This window comes from Alphaproteobacteria bacterium, from assembly GCA_019635875.1.
GTDB lineage: Bacteria > Pseudomonadota > Alphaproteobacteria > Reyranellales > Reyranellaceae > JAFAZJ01.
On sequence record JAHBYP010000008.1, the window covers coordinates 95856 to 115318 of the forward strand.

A 19463-nucleotide genomic window follows, 5' to 3' on the forward strand; every position below is an offset into this window, starting at 1 on the left:
ACAATCACACTGAAGGGCTTCCATGGCCACCGTGAAGGGCTGCGAGCTGCCCGACGATCTCTGGTACGACGTCGAGAACATGCTGTGGTACCGGCCCGAAGCCGAGGGTCTGGTGCGCGTCGGCCCGACACGCATCGCCGTGGCGATGGGCGGCGAGGTGGTGGGTGCCACGCCCAAGCGGGCCGACCGGCATCTCGAGCCCGGCCAGGCCTGCGCCGTGGTCGAGGCCGGCAAGTATGTCGGCCCGGCCAAGATCGCCTTCGCCTGCCACGTGGTCGAAAGCCACGAGGAGCTGATGGACGATCCCTCGCCGGTGAACCGCGATCCCTATGGCGAGGGCTGGTTCGTGCTGGTGCGGCCCGACGACTGGGCCGCCGCGAGCGCGGCGCTGCTGTATGGGCCAGCAGCGATCGAGCCGTTCCTCGCAAAGATGGCGGCGGAAGAGTTCGAAGGCTGCGATCCCAGTCAATCTCGCATATGACCGATTTGCCTTGGTCTTACCTTCCCCCGGAGGGGGAAGGTGCCCGAAGGGCGGAAGGGGGATGTCGAAGACGGACACCGACTTCGTTGAGACATCCCCCATCCGTCGCGCTTCGCGCGCCACCTTCCCTCTCCGGGGGAAGGGAAGCCCGAGATCCATATGCTATCACCCTGCACTCAAGCCGGGTCGAGCCTCAGCGGCCGGCCCTTGCGGTCGAAGAAGGCGCCTTCGTTGATCGTGGCGTGGTCCTCGATCAGGCGATCCTGCGCCTGCTTCAGGCGAAAGCGCGCCTCGCCGTCAGTCAGCGGGCCGCCGTGCGGCGCAGTGGCGGGAAAGATCGCGACCGCATCCCATTGCAGCTTCGACCTGTCGAGCATGTCGCGGAAGTCGCGCCACGCCATCTCGTTGCCGATGACATTGGCGTAGGACGAGCCCAGCGGCCAGATCGTCGCGCGATCGCGCTTCACCAGGATCAGGAGCGCGGTGAAGCCCCTGGTGCGCGCGAAGGTGTCGCGCAGCCAGGCGTCGAAGGCGGCGGACATCAGAAGTCGACCAGCGGCGTGAGGCTGGGCTCCTCGCGCGCCACCAGCGCGGTGAAGGCGGTCTGGAAGCGCGAGGCATACCACGCCTCGAAGCGGGTAAAGGCCTGCACCACGTCGCCCCCCGCCTCGCCAGGATGCGCCGCGAGCCAGGCCTGGTCGGCAACTGCTGCCATTTGTTCGCGCACCTCCTCGCAGGCGGCGTCATCGGCGGTCCAGCCGGTCATGTCGCACAGCACCCGCACGCCGGCATCGACCGCGGTGGCGCGATCCTCGCCGGCGGCGACGGCGCGCAGCAGCGCGTCGACCAGCTCGACCCGGCGATAGGCGGCGACGCGCGCCTGCTCCAGCGCCGCCAGTCGATCACGCGACTCGAGTCGATAGGCAGCCTCGATCCGCCCCGCCTCCTCCGCGCGCCGCCGCAATTCGTCGACCTGGGCCGGCATGGTGTCTCCTTCACTCTGTTCCCTTCCCCCGGAGGGGGAAGGTGGCGCGCGCAGCGCGACGGAAGGGGGATGTTGAAGTCGGACTCCGGCGTTCGTCTTCGACATCCCCTTCCGCCCTTCGGGCACCTTCCCCCTCCGGGGGAAAGACGTCATCACGCACCATCGCCGGCGGCGATCAGTCGTTCGGCTTCGTCACGCTCGGCGTCGCCCAGCAGCGGGCGCACGCGCGGCAGGAAGCCGGCGGCGACCTCGTTACCACGCCGCTGCGCGCGTGCCAGCCAGCGATAGGCGAGCATCTGGTCCTGCCGCACGCCGAGGCCCAGGTGATAGGCGGCGCCGAGCATCGCCTGCGACTCGCTATCACCCAGCCGTGCCGCCTTCTCGAACCACGCCGCCGCCGCTTCGGGGTCGCGTTCGACACCCTCGGCATTGTGGAAGATCATGCCCAGCCGGCCCATCGCCGAGGCGCTGCCCGCTGCCGCCGCGGTTTGGGCCCAGCGCCGCGCCAGCATCACGTCGCGGTCCATGCCGACGCCTTCGTAGGCCATCCAGCTCAGCATGTTCTGCGCCTCGGTCTCGCCACCCTCGGCGGCGCGCGCGTACCAGTGCGCGGCCTGCGCCAGATCGCCGTCGGTGCCGCGGCCCTCGTAGTACATCAGCGCCAGGTTCTGCTGGGCCACGGCGTCGCCGGCCTCGGCGGCGATGCGGAACCAGCGCGCCGCCTCCGCGTCGTCGCGCCCGACGCCGTTACCGGTGGCGAACAGGCCGCCGAGATTGGCCTGGGCACGCGCCACGCCCCGATGCGCCAGCGCGTGCCAGATGTCGAAGGCGGTGCCGATATCGCCGGCATCGAAGGCCAAGCGCGCGCGGGCCAGCGCGGCCTCGACCGGCTCGCTGCCGGCCAGCCATCGGCGCAGGGCGCCGATCACGCGTCGGCCGCGCCGTCGGCAGCGCTCAGGGGCTCGGGCGCGTCCTCGCCCTGCGGCATGAGGTACCAGTTCAGCCGCGCGCGCTGCCAGCCAGCCTCGCCGACCAGGATGTCGAGCGCGAGCGTGGCGAGATCGTCGGCCACCGGCTCGGCATCCGGCGCCTCCTCGAGATAGAGCGCCTTGGTGTAGGTGCGGCACTCGTCGCAGGTCTCGGCGCGCACCGCCTTCGAGCCGCCCTCGACATGGTGGTAGGCGATGCCCTTGGTCGAGACGCAATGGGCGCACTGGATGCGGGTGTAGTTCCACTGCGTCTGGCACAGGCCACAGCACAGGAAGCGCGAGCCCTGCCGGCCCGCCGCCGCATCGATCACCGAGGCGAGCGGCGTGGAGCCGCACACCGGGCAGAGATTGCGCGGCTCCAGCGGCACCGGCGCCGCCGGATCGAGCAGCGCGGCCATGCGCGCCCAGTGCAGCTCCAGCGCCGCGGCCGCCAGCGGCACCTCGGCCATGTCCCAGGACTCCTGCTTCTCGCGCAGCAGGCGATCGGCCAGGGCGTCGATCGACTTGTCGTCGCGCGCCGCGAAGGCGGCGAGCGCGTCGATCGCCGGCTTGGGCATCGTCACGTCCTGAAGCGCGCGGGCGACGGCGCGCGCGCCGGCCACGAACGACGCGTCGCGCGCCCAGGTGAGGCGCTCGATCAGCGCGAAGCCGTGCGCCTTGCAGAAGGCGATGTGGTCGTCGCCGGGCAGCGTACCGGCCGGCAGCTCGCCCGCCGCCTTGTGCTGCGCGCGCGCGATTTCGGCGACGAAACGCAGGAACGGCTCGAGCGGATTGCCCGATGCCAGCGCGTCGAGCCGCGCCGCGCGCCGCGCGAAGTGCGTGGCGATGTCGGGCAGGCGAACGAAGGGCGGCGCCGCGATCTGGCCGATATCGACCGGATCGGGGACGACGCGTCCTTTAAGGCTCACTTGCTCTTGCCCACTTCCTCGCGCAGCCACTTGCGGTGATGGCGCCACGCCCAGCCGCCGGTGACCGAGCCGCGGGTCATGCCGCGGATCGTGCCGCGGACCCAGATCGCGGCATAGACATGGGTGATCACGACGATCAGCAGCAGCACGGCGGAAGCGGAATGGACGACGGCCGCCAGCCGCTTCTGCTCGATCGTCGTGTACTCGCCGAGCTGCGAGGCCCACATCGCCAGCCCGCTGGTCAGCAGCAGGATGGTGAGGATCGACATCAGCCAGAACACCAGCTTCTGCCCGGCGTTGTACTTGCCGGCCTCCGGCACCTTGGCCTCGTCGCCCGCGACCACGTGCTTGACGTTGCGCATCCAGGCGCTGTCGTCCTTGTTCCACAGGTTGAAGCGCACGAAGCGGATGAACAGGCCGAGGAAGCTCAGCATCGCCAGCACGCCGATCCAGGGATGGACGATGCGCGCCGTCGGTCCGCCGCCGAACAGCTCCGTAAGAAAGAACAGCGACGGATGGAACAGCGCCATGCCCGAGAGCACCAGGCAGATCATCAGGATCGCGTTGATCCAGTGATTGAGGCGCGCGCCCGACGTATAGCGATCGAAGATGTTGTTCTTGCCGGCCATGGTACGGCCCTCCCTGCACTACCGCGCGAGGCCGGGTATGCCGGCTCCCGCGCTACGCTTCGTGCGCGCCGCCGATCACTCCGCCGACGTGCGCCGTGCCTTGTCGGCGGCTTCCTCGTCCTCCGCCTGGACCTCGTTGGGCCCATGGGTGACGTAGTGGAAGAAGCCGACCAGCGCCGCCAGGCCGACACCCGCCAGCGCCAGCGGCTTGGCGATGCCCTTCCACAGATCGACCAGCGGGCTGATCTTCGGATCCTTGGGCAGGCCGGCATAGATCTCCGGCCTGTCGGCATGCTTGAGCACGTACATCACATGCGTGCCGCCGACGCCCTGCGGATCGTAGAGCCCGGCGCTCTTGTAGCCGCGCTCTTTCAGATCGGCGATGCGCCTGTCGGCCCAGGCGACCATGTCCTTCTTGGTGCCGAAGGAGATCGCCTGCGTCGGACATACCTTGGCGCAGGCCGGTGCCTGGCCCACCGCCACCCGGTCGGAGCACAGGCTGCACTTGTACGCCTTGGCGTCCTTCTTGGAGATACGCGGGATGTTGAAGGGGCAGCCCTTCACGCAGTAGCCGCAGCCGATGCAGTTCTGCGAGATGAAGTCGACGATGCCGTTCTTGTACTGCACGATCGCGCCCGGCGCCGGGCAGGCCTTCAGGCAGCCCGGATCGGCGCAATGCATGCAGCCGTCCTTGCGGATCAGCCATTCGAAGCGGCCGTCGACGTCGATCTCCGTGAAGCGCATCAGCGTCCAGGTGTTCTCCGTCAGGTCGTGCGGGTTGTCGTAGACGCCGACGGTAACGCCGACCTCCTCGCGCAGGTCGTTCCATTCCAGGCACGCGGCCTGGCAGGCCTTGCAACCGATGCAGCGCGAGACGTCGATCAGCTTGGCGACCTCGATCGATTCGCGCTGGCTGGGCGGCTGCGTCGTCGTCGCCGAGCGGCGGCGAAGGTCGAGAGACTGCAGATTGCTCATCGTCGCCTCCCTATGCCGCCGTCGTGCCGAGCTTCTTCACGTCCACCAGGAACGCCTTGTACTCCGGCGTCTCGATGTTCGCGTCACCGACATAGGGCGTCAGCTGGTTGCAGCCGAAGCCCTTCTTGGTCTCGCCCGTGAAGCCCCAGTGCAGCGGGATGCCCACGGTGTGCACCGTCTTGCCGTCGACCTGCAGCGCCTTGATGCGCTTGGTGACCACGGCCACGGCCTTCACGCGGCCGCGGTTCGAGCGCACCTCGATCAGGTCGCCGCTGGCGATGCCCTTCTCCTTGGCCAGCTCCTCGCCGAGCTCGATGAACTCCTGGGGCTGCGTGATCGCGTTGATGCGCACGTGCTTGGACCAGAAGTGGAAGTGCTCGGTGAGGCGATAGGTCGTGGCGACGATCGGGAAATCGCTTGCCTTGCCGAACTGCTCCATGTCGCCCTTGAAGACGCGGGCGACCGGGCTGGGCCCGACCTTGGGATGCAGCGGATTGGCGACCGGCGCCTCGAACGGCTCGTAATGCTCCGGGAAGGGCCCGTCGCGCATCAGCCCACGCGTGAACAGCCGCGCGGTGCCTTCCGGGTTCATGATGAACGGGCCGACGCCGGCCTCCGGCTTCACCAACGGCCCGTAGTCGGGCACGTCATAGCCGGTCCAGCGCTCGCCGTTCCACCAGATCTGCTTCTGCTTTGGATTCCAGGGATCGCCCTTGGCGTCGGCGGAAGCGCGGTTGTAGAGGATGCGGCGATTGGCCGGCCACGACCACGCCCATTTCGGCGTCAGGCCCAGACCGCCCGGATCGCTGTTGTCGCGCCGCGCCATCTGGTTTCCGGCCTCGGTCCAGCAGCCGGAATAGATCCAGCAACCGCCCATGGTGGTGCCGTCGTTGCGCATCTCGCCGAAGCCCGCGAGCTGCTGGCCCTTGCGCAGGAGCAGCTTGGCCGGATCGCGCGGATCGGGCACGTCGGCCAGCGCGCGGCCGTTGAGCTCGCGCGCGAGCTCCTCGGGATTGGGGAAGGCCGGGTTCTCGTAATCCCAGGTCAGGTTGACGATCGGATCGGGGAAGGCGCCGCCTTCCTTGCGATACAGCTCGCGCACCTTGAGGAATATGCGGGCCATGATCTCGATATCGCTGATCGCCTCGCCGGGCGGCTCGGCGCCCTTCCAGTGCCATTGCAGCCAGCGACCCGAGTTCACCAGCGAGCCGTTCTCCTCGGCGAACACCGTGGTCGGCAGGCGGAAGACCTCGGTCTGGATCTTCGCCGGATCGGCCGGATTGTGCTCGCCGTGGTTCTGCCAGAACTCGCTGGTCTCGGTGGCCAGCGGGTCCATCACCACCAGGAACTTCAGCTTCTCCAGCGCCGCCTGCAGCTTGCGCCGGTTGGGGAACGACATCAGCGGGTTGAAGCCCTGGCAGAAGTAGCCGTTCATCTTGCCCTGGTGCATCAGCTCCCAGCCGCGCAGGACGTCGTAGGCGCCGACGTCGAGCTTGGGCAGGTAGTCGTAGGCCCAGTCGTTCTCCTTCGTCGCCGCCGGTCCCCACATGGCCTTCATGAACGAGACAAAGAACTTGTCGTAGTTCTGCCAGAAGCTGGTCTGGCCGGGCCGCAACGGCTTGAAGCCGCGCGTGCGCATGTAGGTCGCGAAGTCGGCCTCGCGATCGGTCGGCAGGGTGAGGTAACCCGGGATCAGGTTGCTCATCAGGCCGATGTCGGTGAGGCCCTGGATGTTGGAGTGGCCGCGCAGGGCGTTCATGCCGCCGCCCGACATGCCGATATTGCCCAGCAGCAGCTGGATCATCGCCATGGTGCGGATGTTCTGCGAGCCCTTGGAGTGCTGCGTCCAGCCCAGCGCATACATCGACGTCATGACCTTGTCGGGTGCCGACGTCTCGGCGATCCACTTGCACGCCTCGAGGAACCTGTCCTTGTTGGCGCCGGTGATGCGCTCGACCATTTCGGGCGTGTAGCGCGAGAAATGCGTCTTCATCACCTGGAAGACGCAGCGCGGATCCTGCAGCATGTCGTCCGACTTCACGAAGCCGTCGTCGCCCAGCTGGTAGTCCCAGCTGGCGCGGTTGTAGTCACGCTTGGCCTCGTCGTAGCCCGAGAACAGGCCGTCCTCGAACTTGAAGTCCTCGCGCAGCAGGTAGGCCGCGTTGGTGTAGGTGCGGACGTACTCCTTCTGGATCTTGTCGTTGTCGAGCAGGTACTTGATGACGCCGCCGAGGAAGGCGATGTCGGTGCCCGGCCGGATCTGGATGAAGAGGTCCGACATCGCCGCCGAGCGGGTGAAGCGCGGATCGACGACGATCAGCTTGGCCTTCTTGTGATGCTTGGCCTCGGTCACCCACTTGAAGCCGCAGGGATGCGCCTCCGCGGCGTTGCCGCCCATGATGACGACGAGATCCGTGTTCTTGATGTCAGCCCACAGGTTCGTCATCGCACCGCGTCCGAAAGTCGGGCCCAAACTGGACACCGTCGGACCGTGTCAAACCCTCGCCTGGTTGTCGAAGACGACCATCCCCATGGAGCGCACCACCTTGTAGGTCGCCCATGCCGTTTCGTTGGTCGTCGCCGAAGCCGCCAGGAAGCCGGTGGTCAGCCAGCGATTCACCGTCTGGCCGTCGGCGTTCCTGGCGATGAGGTTCTTGTCGCGGTCGGCCTTCACATGGCGCGCAATCTTGTCGATCGCCTCGTCCCACGAGATGCGCGTCCACGCCTTGCCGCCGGGCGCGCGGTACTCGGGATACTGCAGGCGGGTGCGAGCGTTGATGAAGTCGATCAGCGCCGCCCCCTTGGGGCAGAGCGTGCCGCGGTTGGTCGGATGGTCGGGATCGCCCTCGATATGGATGATCTTGCCGTGGACGTTCTTCGCGCGATCGCCCATCGAGTACAGGATCACGCCGCAGCCCACCGAGCAGTAAGGACAGGTGTTGCGTGTCTCGGTCGTGCGCTCGAGCTTGAAGGCGCGCACCGCGCCCTGCGCCTGCGCCGGCGAGAAGCCCAGCGCGGTGAGCGTCGAGGCGCCGAGCGTCGCTCCGGTCAGCTTCAGCGCGCCGCGCCTGGTGATGTTCATCGAGCCCATGGCACCTCCTCGACGATCAGGCGCCGGGAGTCGGACGTCGCGGTTCGCCGCGACGGCCCGTCCTGCGTTTGCACTCCCCGGCACCGTGCGTTCGATGCGCACTCTTTCGTCTGTCGAAAGTATCCGTCAGGTCGTTGCGGGAATCAACGCAGAGCGGAATTGAGGTGCAACAAATGTGATCAAGTGACGGGCAATAGAGATGACAATATTGATTCTCATTCGCAAAAAACGGTGATGCCCGCGCACCACCGTTTGTCCGATTGTCGGAAAAAGCCTACGCCGCCTCGGCCAGCTGCGTCCGGCCCGCCTTGTGCCGGCGGGCGATCTCGGCGACGCGCTTGCCCAGCACCTCCATGGTGGCGAAGTCGCTGGCCGCTATGCCCTCGACGCCCTGGTCGCCATTGGCCTGGGCCATGGCGCCGAGGAACGAGCCGACGCGGTTGAGGTCGGCGTCGCTGCCCTTGGAGTGGTTGTTGCCCGGCTTCAGGCCGAGCCCGACCCAGACCATGCCATGCTGCATGGCGAGCGTCATGAGCTGGTTCAGCGTGGCGAGCTTGTCGCCGCTCCACGCCGCGGAGCTGGTGAAGCCCGAGGCGATCTTGTCCTTCCAGGCATCGGCGTACCAGCGCTTGGAGCTCCAGTCCTTGAACTTGGCGAATTCCGCCGACACGCCGCCCATGTAGGTCGGCGAGCCGAAGACGATGGCGTCGGCGCGATCGAGCTCCTCGCCGCGCGCCTCCGCCTCGGCGACCGGGATCAGCGCGACGTTGACGGTGTTGCCGGCCGAGCGGGCGCCGGCAGCAACGGCCTCGGCCAGCGCCTGGGTGTGGCCGAAGCCGGAGTGGTAGACGACAGCGACATTGACCATGGAAGTCTCTCCTTCAGGATGGGATCGGTAACCAGTACCTATCTAGTCACCTTTCGTTACCTGAGGGAGATAGAGGCAGGGGAAACCTTTTTAAAGTAGGTACCTTGACGTAACCAAAGATAATCCCCAGATCAGCCTCACCATGCAATCGGGGCGAGGATTCCGGCGATGATGTTGGGAAAGAACGGCGGCGGCGACGGGACCAGCGCGTCCTGCCCGATGGACTTCATCCTGCGGCTGCTGATGGGGCCGTGGACCACCTACATCCTCTACACCCTGGGCGAGCACGGCCCGCAGCGCTTCGGCGAGCTGAAGCGGCGGGTCACCGGCGTATCGGCCAAGATGCTGACCGAGCGGCTGCGCTCGCTCGAGCAGGCCGGCCTGGTGACGCGCCACTACGAGGCGACCATCCCGCCCAAGGTGACCTACGCGCTGGCCGCGCGCGGCCACGAGCTGCGCGGCGTGCTCGACCAGCTCGCCGGGCTGGGCCGCAAGTGGCTGGTCGAGGACGCCACGGCGCCGGCCGCGCCGCGCCAGGCGGCGGAGTAGCCGCCTACTCCACGTAATCCGTCGCGAGGTGGAAGAGGCAGTCGCCGCGCTCGGTGCGACCGGGCTGGCGCTTGCAGATCACCGTGCCGGCGCGCTGGAAACGCGCCACGACGGGCTCGCGCCACGGCGTGTCGTGCTGGTGCACGCGCGCCGCCGGCTGACCCGCGACCACGTCGTCGCCGAGCTCGACCAGCGGCTCGAACACGCCGCCATCGGGCGCGTAGACGTAGTAGTCCGGCCCTTCGACGCGCATCAGCCGCGTCGGCACCTTCGGCGGCGGCGGAATCTCCAGACCATGCAGCACGCCGATATGCGCCAGCACGCGCAGCAGGCCGTCCTGCGCGATCTTCAGCGCCGCCGGCGTGACCGCGCCGGCGCCGGCCAGCTCGGTGCCCATGTGCTCGACGCCCTGGCGCATCGCCGCCGAAGTCGCGGTGCGCTCGTCGCCCATCGGCGAGGTGCTGACATAGCCGATCGGCGCCCCGAAGGCGCGCATGCGCGCGATCTGCGCCTGCCGCCGCGCCGGATCGGGGTCGAGCCGGCAGAGCGAGCTCGGGATGTATATCAGCGAGCTGCCGCCGGAATGCAGGTCGAAATGGAACTGGCACTTCGGCATCAGCGCATGCTCGATGAAGTAGGCGATCTGCTGCGTGACGGTGCCGTCGGGACTGCCGGGAAACGAGCGGTTGAGGTTGCCCTCGTCGATCGGCGAGGTGCGCATGCCGGCCATCGCCGCCGGGAAGTTCGACGACGGCAGGATGGTGAGCCTGCCGCGCACGTTCCTCGGCTCGAGCGAGCGGATCAACCCGCCCAGCGCCAGCTGGCCTTCCCACTCGTCGCCGTGATTGCCGGCCATCAGCAGCACGCGCGGGCCCTCGCCGTTGTTGATGCAGGCGATCGGCAGCGGCAGCCAGCCATAGGCGGAGCGGTGCACCGAATGCGGGATGCGCACGAAGCCGGTGCGCTTGCCCTCGGCTTCGAGATCGATATCGGGGCTCAGCCGACTGGGCTTGCGGTCGTTCATTGTTCCTCCGTGCTCGGTCGTCCGCCAGTCTGCCGACCGCCACGACCGGCAAGCAAGCCGCGAACCTTGGGTTCGGCCGAACGCCCCTGTATGGTCGAAGGCAGAACGTGGCCATGAGCCGGTTGCGACGTGGCCACGGGGGAGAACGGGATTTGCTGACCACCTTCGATCTGATCGCTCTGCTGCTGACGCTCACCGCCGCCTTTGGCTGGATCAACCACCGCTATATCCGCCTGCCGCACACGATCGGCCTGCTCGTGATGGGCCTGTTCGCCTCGCTGCTGCTGATCGGCATCGAGCTGGCGATCACGCGCACCCAGATCTACGCCGAGGTTGTCGCGGCGATCCGGCAGATCGACTTCTACGAAGCGGTCATGAACGGAATGCTGGCCTTCCTGCTGTTCGCCGGCGCGCTGCACGTGGATTTCGGCGTGCTGCGCAGCCGGGCGCGCGTGGTTGGGCTGATGGCGACGGTCGGCGTGGCGCTGTCGGCGGCGATTGTCGGCACCGCGGTGTGGCTGATCGCCGGCTGGTTCGGCCTCGATCTGCCCTTCGTCTGGGCGCTGGTATTCGGCGCGCTGATCAGCCCGACCGATCCGGTGGCGGTGCTGAGCACGCTGAAGGCGGTGAAGGTGCCGGCCGCGCTCGAGACCGACATGACCGGCGAATCGCTGTTCAACGACGGCGTCGGCGTCGTGCTGTTCACCATCCTGGTGGCGCTCGCCGTGGGCACCGGCGGGGAGATCGGCACGCTGACGGTCACCAAGCTGCTGCTGATCGAGGCGGTGGGCGGGGGCGTGCTCGGGCTGGTGACCGGCTTCCTCGCCTACCGCGCCATGCGCGCGATCGACAATTACTCGATCGAGATCCTGATCTCGCTGGCGCTGGTCGCCGGCACCTACGCGCTGGCGACCAAGCTGCACACCAGCGGACCGATCGCTGTCGTCGTCGCCGGCCTGCTGATCGGCAATCACGGCGCGCTCAATGCCATGAGCGAGCAGACGCGCGAGCACCTGTTCTCGTTCTGGACGCTTCTCGACGAGATCCTGAACTCGCTGTTGTTCCTGCTGATCGGCCTCGAGGTGCTGATCCTGCGTTTCGACCTGTCGCTCGGCGGCTTCGCCCTGGCAGCGATCCCGATCGCCCTGCTTGCGCGCCTGGCCGCCGTCGCCACCCCGGTCACCCTGCTGCGCCTGTTCGGCAAGCGCTTCACGCGCGGCACGACGATGGTGCTGACCTGGGGCGGGTTGCGAGGCGGCATCTCCGTGGCCCTGGCGCTGTCGCTGCCGGAGAACGAGGTCAAACCGGTGATCCTCGCCGCGACCTATGCCGTCGTGCTCTTCAGCATCATCGTGCAGGGATTGACCTTGGCCACGGTTGTGCGGCGCAGCGTGACGGACGAACGCATCTGAAAAGACCGGAGCGTCAGCGCAGGAACCGCTGCTCGCGCGCCTTCATGCCTGATACGTCCTGCAGCTCGAAGATCTCCTCGACCGGGACGATCTCCTTGTCGACCGACTTGATGCCGCCTTCCTCGCGGATGCGCGCGAAGACGCGCTTCATCTCGGTCACGGCGGCGCGGATGGCGTGGTTGCCGTAGATCACCAGCCCGATCTTGCCGGTGGCGCGCATCTTGGCCTCGGTGAGATCGGGATAGGCGGTCGGCACCAGCGCGATCGGCGTCGTCAGATCCCAATGCGCGCAGAACGCCAGCACCTCGTGCGGCGTCTTCTGCTTCGAATGCACCAGGACCAGGTCGGCACCGGCCTCGACATAGGCGCGGCCGCGTTTGTGCGCCTCATCCAGCCCGGCCCCGGCGATCAGCGCCTCGGTGCGCGCGATCACCAGCGGCCCGTCCTGCGAGCGCGCCGCGCAGGCGGCTTCGATCTTGCCCTGGAACTCCTCGACACGGACCAGTTCCTGCCGGCCGCCGGCGAGCAGGCTGGTATCCTTGGGAAACGTCTTGTCCTCGATGACGATGGCGCCGACGCCGGCGCGGTCATAGGCCGCCACGACGTGGCCGACATTGATGGCGTTGCCGTAGCCGGTGTCGATGTCGGCGATGACCGGAATGGCGACCTGCTCGCAGATCGCGCGCGTCATGTCGAGGTGCTGGGTCATCGACAGCAGGCTGGCGTCGGGCACGCCATAGGCCGCCGACAGCTCGAAGCCGCTGGCCCAGATCGCGTGGAAGCCGGCGCGCTCGGCCAGCCTCGCCGACAGCGGGTTGTGCGCGGCCATCGCGTGCGCCAGTCCCTCGCGCGCGATGGCCTGCTTCAGGGTCTGAGAGGCGGTCATGCGTTCACCGTCATTGCGAGCGTCAGCGCGGAATCTCCCGCCAGCGAGGGCCCCGCTTCAAGGAGATTCCGCGCTCCGCCCGGAACGACGGACCAATACCTGTCATTCCGAGCGTAGCAAGGGATCCAGGGTTGCGCCTGGATTCCTCGCTACGCTCGGAATGACGGTCAGAGCGGGACGGTGAGGGCTCAGCCCACCAGCTTCTGGCCGATCACCCGGCGCTTGCGGTTGATCTCGCGCAGGTACTCGATGCCCTCGGCGGCGACGGCGTCGCCGATCATCGAGTCGCCCTCGCCGGCCAGCTCGTCCATGTCGAGCCACGGGCTGTACACGTGCCGGGTGCGCTCGGTGATGATGCCGGCCTTCAGGAGAGTCTTCACCAGCACGCGGAAGATGTTGGTGCTTTCCTTCATCGAGTTCTTGCGGCTGTTGCTGCCGAAGCGCTCGCGGATCGCCTCGCGCACCCATTGCGGATCGAGCCCGAACTCCTCGTAGATATACGGGCGCTGGCTGATGCTGGTGAGGTTGAACAGCAGCGACTCGAAGACGTGCGCCGCCCAGTCCTCGACCTTGTCGTGCTCCTTCGGCGTCAGGTTGGGCAGCGTGCGGTCGGCCCAGATCTTGCCGAACTTGTGGTGGAAGGCCTCGTCGGTCATCACCAGTTGCACCAGCCGCTTCAGAAGCGGATCGCGCGTATAGGCGTGCGTGTCGGCGAAGGCGCCCATGGCGAGGCCCTCGAGCATGATCTGCATGCCGACCAGCTTCTTGTAGACGATCGGGCTGAGCACGATCTCGTTGAGGAACTTCGCCAGCTCCGGGCTGCAGGGATAGGGCGTGCCCCAGCGCGCCTTGATGTAGCGGCCGAAGCCGGCGACGTGGCGGGCTTCCTCGCGCGCCTGGTTGGCGGCGTATTCCTGCGCGCCGGGATCCAGCAGGATGTCGCACAGCGACGCCGACAGCGACAGCGCGCCCTGTTCGCCGTGCAGGATGCCGGACATGCGGAAGCGCGTGATGTTGTTGGCCAGGCGGATCTTCTGGCCCTCGTCCAGCCTGTCGCCCACCGCGCTCTGCAGCTCCGGCACGCGCTCGGGCGGCATGATATATTCCTTCGTCACGTCGAAGGGCGTGGCGTAGTCGAGATAGGCCGGGTTGAACGGATCCCAGAAATGATCGTGCGTCGCGCCGATGATGCCGTCGAAGGCATCCGAGCGCGTATCGTAGCGATCGACCTCGATCATCGCCGGGAAATCGTCGGGGGCCACCACCCGGTAGGCCGGGTCGCGCGTGATGTGCTGGTCGTCTCGGAACGAGCCGCTCATCGCTTCCTCCATGGGTACGCGCCGCTCTCCCGGCGGCTGATGCGGGCAGACTAGACTCGTTTGACGTTAACGTAAACGTAAATCTCACGCCGAAACCAGGACGCCGACAACAGCGCCCCCGCGCACATCCCGCACCGGCTGCAGGCACGCCCTCTTTTTGGTCACGCGACTTCGGAGGTTCCGGCGCTCAAGTATTCTGCGTTGGCAACGGAGATCCCCATGACCAGGCCTCGCGATCAGGTTGAAGCCCGCCGTCGCTTCCTCGCCAGCTGCGGCAGGTTTGCATTGATCACCCCGCCGGCGATGACCGTCCTGCTCTCGAGCACCGCCCAGAACTACGCGGCCGCGCAATCCGGCGGTGCCGGCGGCTCGCTGCCCAGGCAGCAGGGCAACAACGGCTGGGGCAACGGCGGATCCGACGGCGTCCCGGGCAAGTCCGGCAGCAATCCCGGCCCGCAGCAGCCCAGCATGAAGTCCGACACGCAGCGCTGATCAGGCAAGCCGGCGCAGGCGCGCGAGCCCGGCTCCCGCGCCTTTCTTGCCGAGGAAGCGCGCCAGGTGACGGCAGCGCCAGCCGAAGGCGCTGCCGCTTGATCCATGAAGCGCGCGCATGCGATGCCAGGCGAGCGGACCGCTCAGATTGCCCCATGTCACGCCGATCCAGTCGAGCACGGGCGATGCCGCCTGCAGCTCGCAACGCAGGCCATGCAGCCGGCTTCGCAGACCGGGTCTTCGCGACAGCGGCCACGACGGTCCGAACAGCCTGGTGGCGGCCAGCACATAGGCACGCAGCGCAGCGCCCAGCCGATGCGCCTCGAGCCGCGCCTCGATGAACTTCCAGTCGATCGAACCGCCAAAGCTCCGCGCCAGCATCGAGAATTCGTGGAGCTGGGAAACCGGCATCTCCCCGCGATAGTAGTGGCCAAGATGATGAATCTGCGCGTGGAGAAAATTATGCACCACGCGATCCGTCGGCGATGGAACGAAGAAGCGCACGCCGTCCGCTTCGTGCGGCGTTGCCCGCTCGCGCACCTCGGCGGCCCGCAGCAGGTGTCGCGGATCGACCAGCTCGAGGTGCAGGTCGACCGCGGCGGGACTGCCTGACCGGGCGAAATCGCCGAAAGCGTGATGCTCCTCGCCGTAGCCGCGCGCCAGGATGTAGCCCTTGCGGTTCAGCACGGCGATCGCAGTGTCGCGGGCGGCGGCCGGCACCAGCAGGTCGATGTCGCGCATCATGCGCGCGCCGATGTCGGGATAGGGTCCGGCGAACAGGGTCAGCGCCCCCTTGAGAAGCATGGGCTCGATCGCAGCTTCGTTCAGGGCTCCGACCAGCTCGACGATCTGCGCTCGAATCACGTGGTTGCGCTCCCCGTTCAGGCGATGCAGCACCTGCAGGTAGTCCACGACCTCCGGGGGCATGTTCGAGCGCAGCGGCGAGGCATCGAGTGCCGTCCACAGCGCCGGCGTCAGCAGATGTTGATTGGCGAGCCCGAGCAACGGCGTCCAGTCGGCGGGAAGCGCCTGGCCGCGAAGCGCCGAAGCCAGGGCGCGCACCGTGCCGGCCTGCGCCCTTACCGGCACAGCTGACGCACCTCGGCGACCGCGGCGTCGAGCGAAGACAGCGGCAGCTCGTAGCACTCGACCCGACCGATCCAGGCAATCAGCGCATCGAGATTGGCGGCATCGAGCGTGCCGGAGAGGCAGTAGACTTCCGGCAGCAGACGCTCGAGCGCCCGGGCGCGGGACAGCGGAACGAGTCGCGTCTCATGGGCGGGATGGTAGTGGGGAAAGACGAGCCATCGAACCGGGACGATGGGCTCGTCGGCGGCCCACGGCACATCGCGGCCGGGCCTCAGATACTTGGCGACCACGCCATCGGGGCGCGACCATTCCGGCAGCGCCGCAAGCATCGGAAAGCGTGACGCCAGCACGGCATAGGAACCGCGCTTGACGCAAAGCCCGGTCGGCAGGGCCGCCACCCCCGGCGGATCGCCCGTCAGCAGCGTCGTGTCGTCGCTCATCATGTCGAAGCCGCTGGCCGCGAGGCCTGCGGACAGCGTGCTCTTGCCGCTCCCGGCATGTCCCGGCAGCAGCAGGGCGCCGCCGGCGACGGCGAGTGCGCCGGCGTGGACGACGCACAGGCCGCCGCAGTGCTCGACCGCAAGCTGGGTCAGCACGGCTCGCAAGGCGACCGCCGCCTGGGCCGCGCTCGGCGCGCCGCCGATCACGTGGCCAGCCACGACGATTTTCACGCCCTGCGCGCGTTCGACCATCGCGATGTCGATGGCGGGTCCGGGTGCCGTGGCCCAGTTCGACAGCAGGGGTTGCACACTTTCCCTCAGGGCGGCCGAAGCGAAGGCAACGCGAAATCTCACGTCGCGTAACGAATAGTGCTCTCGAACGGCTGAAGAGAGCGCAGGCGCAGCTTCTACCCGAACGGAAGAAATCGCCGCTGCCGTCGCAGGCCGGCGGGTTCGCCATTGCCGGAACACCTCGCCGACAAGGCGCGTGGCCTCCTCGCTTGAAAGGCCGTGCTCGGCACGGAGCCGATGCTTGACGGAGCCCAGGGAACTTTCCTCTTCCAGCAAGCTCCAGACCAGGGCGGCACCGGCATTGAGGCGGTACAGGCGCCGGGCGTCCGGGTCGAGCAGCAGGCCTTCACCCTCGACAAAATGCAGGCTGGGTCGAGCACCAGCGAAGGCTGGCCGGTCTCGTTCGTCAGCCGCGGCTTCGAAGCCCGTCGTGCAAGCCATGCCCAAGGCTGTCGCGAAAACGGGCGGCGGCACCAGCGACAAAAATGAGGCAATTGCGCTTCGCCAGCCAGCCGCTACAGTCGCGCGGACGGGCGCGTGACGCCTCAACAAGGCGCCGGGGGAGAAGCCAGGAGTGGCGACAGTCGCGATCAAGGACGTCCCGGCTGCGCGTCTCTTTCCCCTGTTTCTCGTCTGCCTGGCCTCGATCGCCTACGAGATCTCGCTCACCCGCTTCTTCGCCATCGCCAGCTGGTCGGAGTACGGCTACTGGGTGATCTCCATGACCATGGCCGGGCTGGCGGCCAGCGGCGTGGTCGCCTCGCTGTTCTCGCGCCTGCTGGTGCGCTCGCTGCCGATCCTGCTGCCGGCGCTGCCGATCCTGATGCTGCTGGCGGCGTCGCTGGGCTGGGTCTGGGTCACCATCGTGCCGTTCAACCCGCTGGAGCTGCAGAACAAGCAGCTATGGTACGACCAGCTCTTGAACATCGCGCAGTACTACGCCGCGATCTTCCCGTTCTTCTTCATGGTCGGGCTCTACGTCTCGGCCTATTTCGTGCTCTATAACTACCGCATCGGCCGGGTCTACGCCTTCGACCTGGCCGGCGCCGGGCTGGGCGCGGCGCTCCTGCTGGCGCTGATGTTCGTGGTGCATCCGTTCTGGCTGGTGCCCTGCCTGCTGCCGGTTCTGGCGCTCGCCGCCTGGCTCGAGATCTCGCCGCTCTGGCCGCGAGGAAGAGTACGACTCGCCGCGCTCGCCGCGTTGGCGGTTTCGCTGGCCGCGACCGCGCTGCTGGGCCAGCCGCGCATCAACGAATACAAGGAAGTCTTCGCGCCCATGAACACCCAGGGCGCGCGCGTGCTGGCCACGGTGACCTCGCCCAAGGGCCTGTACCAGCTGCTCGACAATTTCACCGAGCGTCTCGACACCGACATCTCCAACAACCCCGACGTCATGGCCGGCGCCACCATGCCGCGCGCCTATGGCCTGTACTCCGACGGCAACCGCCTGGCCGCGCTGCCGCGCACCAGCGAGGTCGACACGCGCTACTTCGTCGCCGCGCTCGACTCCCTGCCCTACCGCCTGCGCCCGCCCGAAAAGACGCTGCTGCTGGGCGCCGCCGGCGGCTTTCGCATCCACGAGGCGCTGCGCGCCGGCGCCCGGCGCATCGTGACATTGGAGCCCGACGCGGCGTTGCGCGGCGCGCTCGAACGCGGCATCGGTCCGGCACCGCCGTTTCCGGTCGACGAGCGGGTGATCATCCGCGACACCAGCCCGCTGGCGACGCGAGTGGTGGCGCGCGACGGCCCGTTCGACGTCATCGACGTCACGCGCGAGTTCCTCGCGCAGTCCGACACCAACCGCGCCGCGCTGTCGGTCGAGGTGCTCGGCGACTATGTCGGCATGCTCGGACCCGGCGGCACGGTGTCGATCCCGGTGTCGATCCGGGAGTTCACGGTCTATGCCGTGAAGATGTTCGCCACCGCGCGCGGGGCCCTGCGTCGCGCCGGCATCGCCGAGCCCGACCGGCACATCGTCATCTATCGCTCGGCGTGGAACGTGCGCATCCTGCTCAGCGCCACGCCATGGACGGCGGATGCGATCGCGGCGGTCGAGATATTCTGCGACGAGCGCTCCTTCGACGTCGTCTTTCCGCCGGCGCGCGAGGGCGTGAAGCGCACCATCTTCAACGAGCTGCCGGTCGTGTCGTTCGACGTCACCCGGGCGCAGCCCGCCGGTTCGGATCCGCTGAGCGAGGAGGCCGGCGCGGCGGTCGCCGGCCAGGCCTCGCCCTATCACGCCTTCTTCAAGCTGACGCCGCCCAGCCTCGATCGGCCCTACTTCAACGCCGTCCTGCCGCTGACCGAGGTGTCGACCATCCTCGACCGCATCGAGCTCGTGCCACGCGAGGAGCTGGTCTACCTGATCAATCTCGCGGTGCTGGCGCAGGCCCTGGTGATCGCCGCGCTGGTGCTGCTGATGCCGCTGCTGACGCGGCGCGGCGACGCGCTGCCGATCGGCCGCTTCGCCAAGTCGGCGGTCTATTTCGCCGGGCTGGGCCTGGGTTTCCTGACCCTCGAGATCTACCTGATCGAGAAGGCCTCGCAGTACCTGCACGACCGCGTCTTCGCCTTCGGCCTGGTGCTGGCCATGATGCTGGTCTGCTCCGGCGCGGGCAGCCTGCTGGCCGAGCGCGTGCGCGCCAGGCCGCGCACCTGGCTGGGCATCGCCGTCATGACCGTGCTGGTGTGGTGCGAGGTCGCCTTCGTCTGGCTCGACCCGCTGCTGATCGCCACCGCCACCGAGCCGATGGCGGTCAGGATCGCCATCCTGGTGGCGATCGCCCTGCCGGTTTCGGTCGCGCTGGGCATGCCGATGGCGCTGGGGCTGAGCCAGTTCTACGGCAACCGCCTGGCCTTCCTGCCGTGGGCCTGGGCGGTCAACGGCGCCTGCTCGATCATCTCGACGCCGCTGGCCAATCTCCTGGCGATCTCGATCGGGCTCAAGGCGCTGCTGCTGCTCGGCGCCTTCCTCTATTCGGTTGTCGTCTTCACCCTCCCGGCCGACCGCATCCCGGCCAGGTAGCCCGGAGCCT

At 67.9% G+C, this 19463-nt stretch carries 18 protein-coding genes; 5 read left to right on the plus strand and 13 right to left on the minus strand.

What is annotated here, in order from left to right; translation table 11 throughout:
- Nucleotides 1-22: 22 nt before the first annotated feature.
- Entirely contained in the window at nucleotides 23-481 is a 459-nt protein-coding gene (locus tag KF889_24430) for a glycine cleavage system protein H (protein MBX3502605.1), read from the plus strand.
- A 176-nt stretch (nucleotides 482-657) separates the two neighbouring features.
- Here the strand turns inward: KF889_24430 and KF889_24435 are convergent, their stop codons facing one another.
- The 8 genes from KF889_24435 to KF889_24470 form a co-directional block, all read right to left on the minus strand.
- On the minus strand, nucleotides 658-1023 hold the full coding sequence (locus KF889_24435; protein ID MBX3502606.1) for a hypothetical protein: 366 nt from the start codon (nucleotides 1021-1023) through the stop codon (nucleotides 658-660).
- On the minus strand, nucleotides 1023-1466 hold the full coding sequence (locus KF889_24440) for a hypothetical protein (protein ID MBX3502607.1): 444 nt from the start codon (nucleotides 1464-1466) through the stop codon (nucleotides 1023-1025). Before KF889_24440 ends, KF889_24435 begins: the two co-directional genes overlap by 1 nt.
- Before the next feature lie 152 nt (nucleotides 1467-1618).
- Nucleotides 1619-2395: a sel1 repeat family protein gene (locus KF889_24445; GenBank protein ID MBX3502608.1), complete on the minus strand. Its 777-nt coding sequence runs from the start codon at nucleotides 2393-2395 to the stop codon at nucleotides 1619-1621.
- Nucleotides 2392-3363 (minus strand): formate dehydrogenase accessory protein FdhE, encoded by a 972-nt coding sequence (gene fdhE, locus KF889_24450; GenBank protein MBX3502609.1) that lies wholly within the window; start codon nucleotides 3361-3363, stop codon nucleotides 2392-2394. The genes KF889_24445 and fdhE overlap by 4 nt, the downstream gene beginning before the upstream one ends.
- The gene (locus KF889_24455) at nucleotides 3360-3992 is read right to left on the minus strand and encodes a formate dehydrogenase subunit gamma (GenBank protein ID MBX3502610.1); all 633 of its coding nucleotides are present in this window, start codon (nucleotides 3990-3992) and stop codon (nucleotides 3360-3362) included. Before KF889_24455 ends, fdhE begins: the two co-directional genes overlap by 4 nt.
- 75 nt (nucleotides 3993-4067) lie before the next feature.
- Nucleotides 4068-4967 carry a formate dehydrogenase subunit beta gene (gene fdxH / locus KF889_24460; GenBank protein ID MBX3502611.1) on the minus strand — a complete coding sequence of 300 codons (900 nt, stop codon included), beginning with the start codon at nucleotides 4965-4967 and terminating at the stop codon, nucleotides 4068-4070.
- 10 nt (nucleotides 4968-4977) lie between these two features.
- On the minus strand, nucleotides 4978-8049 hold the full coding sequence (gene fdnG / locus KF889_24465; protein MBX3502612.1) for a formate dehydrogenase-N subunit alpha: 3072 nt from the start codon (nucleotides 8047-8049) through the stop codon (nucleotides 4978-4980).
- A gap of 283 nt (nucleotides 8050-8332) precedes the next feature.
- On the minus strand, nucleotides 8333-8926 hold the full coding sequence (locus KF889_24470) for a flavodoxin family protein (GenBank protein MBX3502613.1): 594 nt from the start codon (nucleotides 8924-8926) through the stop codon (nucleotides 8333-8335).
- A 219-nt stretch (nucleotides 8927-9145) separates the two neighbouring features.
- Here KF889_24470 and KF889_24475 point away from each other — a divergent pair, with 219 nt between their 5' ends.
- Nucleotides 9146-9475 carry a helix-turn-helix transcriptional regulator gene (locus KF889_24475; GenBank protein MBX3502614.1) on the plus strand — a complete coding sequence of 110 codons (330 nt, stop codon included), beginning with the start codon at nucleotides 9146-9148 and terminating at the stop codon, nucleotides 9473-9475.
- Between the two features lie 4 nt (nucleotides 9476-9479).
- Here the strand turns inward: KF889_24475 and KF889_24480 are convergent, their stop codons facing one another.
- Nucleotides 9480-10499 (minus strand): succinylglutamate desuccinylase/aspartoacylase family protein, encoded by a 1020-nt coding sequence (locus tag KF889_24480; GenBank protein MBX3502615.1) that lies wholly within the window; start codon nucleotides 10497-10499, stop codon nucleotides 9480-9482.
- Nucleotides 10500-10654: 155 nt separating this feature from the next.
- On the opposite strand from KF889_24480, the gene KF889_24485 reads away from it, so the two are divergent.
- Nucleotides 10655-11911 carry a sodium:proton antiporter gene (locus KF889_24485; protein MBX3502616.1) on the plus strand — a complete coding sequence of 419 codons (1257 nt, stop codon included), beginning with the start codon at nucleotides 10655-10657 and terminating at the stop codon, nucleotides 11909-11911.
- Between the two features lie 13 nt (nucleotides 11912-11924).
- On the opposite strand, the gene KF889_24490 is transcribed toward KF889_24485, so the two are convergent.
- Together KF889_24490 and KF889_24495 are read right to left on the minus strand one after the other, a co-directional pair.
- Complete coding sequence (locus KF889_24490) at nucleotides 11925-12797, minus strand: phosphonopyruvate hydrolase (GenBank protein ID MBX3502617.1); 873 nt, start codon at nucleotides 12795-12797, stop codon at nucleotides 11925-11927.
- Nucleotides 12798-12985: 188 nt separating this feature from the next.
- Nucleotides 12986-14116, minus strand: a complete 1131-nt coding sequence (locus tag KF889_24495) for a ferritin-like domain-containing protein (GenBank protein MBX3502618.1) — start codon at nucleotides 14114-14116, stop codon at nucleotides 12986-12988.
- 219 nt (nucleotides 14117-14335) lie between these two features.
- On the opposite strand from KF889_24495, the gene KF889_24500 reads away from it, so the two are divergent.
- Nucleotides 14336-14608 (plus strand): hypothetical protein, encoded by a 273-nt coding sequence (locus KF889_24500; protein MBX3502619.1) that lies wholly within the window; start codon nucleotides 14336-14338, stop codon nucleotides 14606-14608.
- Here KF889_24500 and KF889_24505 read toward each other — a convergent pair whose 3' ends face one another.
- Nucleotides 14609-15697: a nucleotidyltransferase family protein gene (locus tag KF889_24505; GenBank protein ID MBX3502620.1), complete on the minus strand. Its 1089-nt coding sequence runs from the start codon at nucleotides 15695-15697 to the stop codon at nucleotides 14609-14611.
- Nucleotides 15688-16869, minus strand: a complete 1182-nt coding sequence (locus KF889_24510; protein MBX3502621.1) for a PqqD family peptide modification chaperone — start codon at nucleotides 16867-16869, stop codon at nucleotides 15688-15690. Before KF889_24510 ends, KF889_24505 begins: the two co-directional genes overlap by 10 nt.
- Nucleotides 16870-17002: 133 nt before the next feature.
- Between KF889_24510 and KF889_24515 the strand changes: the two genes are divergently transcribed.
- Nucleotides 17003-19453, plus strand: a complete 2451-nt coding sequence (locus tag KF889_24515) for a hypothetical protein (GenBank protein ID MBX3502622.1) — start codon at nucleotides 17003-17005, stop codon at nucleotides 19451-19453.
- Nucleotides 19454-19463 lie beyond the last annotated feature (10 nt).

Excerpts from the sequence above, each read along its gene's own strand:
- KF889_24475 (MBX3502614.1), top strand. The coding sequence starts at position 9,146 with ATGGACTTCATCCTGCGGCTGCTGATGGGGCCGTGGACCACCTACATC.
- KF889_24495 (MBX3502618.1), bottom strand. The coding sequence starts at position 14,116 with ATGAGCGGCTCGTTCCGAGACGACCAGCACATCACGCGCGACCCGGCC.
- KF889_24430 (MBX3502605.1), top strand. The coding sequence starts at position 23 with ATGGCCACCGTGAAGGGCTGCGAGCTGCCCGACGATCTCTGGTACGAC.
- KF889_24455 (MBX3502610.1), bottom strand. The coding sequence starts at position 3,992 with ATGGCCGGCAAGAACAACATCTTCGATCGCTATACGTCGGGCGCGCGC.
- KF889_24510 (MBX3502621.1), bottom strand. The coding sequence starts at position 16,869 with ATGGCTTGCACGACGGGCTTCGAAGCCGCGGCTGACGAACGAGACCGG.
- fdxH (MBX3502611.1), bottom strand. The coding sequence starts at position 4,967 with ATGAGCAATCTGCAGTCTCTCGACCTTCGCCGCCGCTCGGCGACGACG.
- KF889_24435 (MBX3502606.1), bottom strand. The coding sequence starts at position 1,023 with ATGTCCGCCGCCTTCGACGCCTGGCTGCGCGACACCTTCGCGCGCACC.
- KF889_24470 (MBX3502613.1), bottom strand. The coding sequence starts at position 8,926 with ATGGTCAATGTCGCTGTCGTCTACCACTCCGGCTTCGGCCACACCCAG.
- KF889_24500 (MBX3502619.1), top strand. The coding sequence starts at position 14,336 with ATGACCAGGCCTCGCGATCAGGTTGAAGCCCGCCGTCGCTTCCTCGCC.
- KF889_24440 (MBX3502607.1), bottom strand. The coding sequence starts at position 1,466 with ATGCCGGCCCAGGTCGACGAATTGCGGCGGCGCGCGGAGGAGGCGGGG.
- KF889_24490 (MBX3502617.1), bottom strand. The coding sequence starts at position 12,797 with ATGACCGCCTCTCAGACCCTGAAGCAGGCCATCGCGCGCGAGGGACTG.
- KF889_24480 (MBX3502615.1), bottom strand. The coding sequence starts at position 10,499 with ATGAACGACCGCAAGCCCAGTCGGCTGAGCCCCGATATCGATCTCGAA.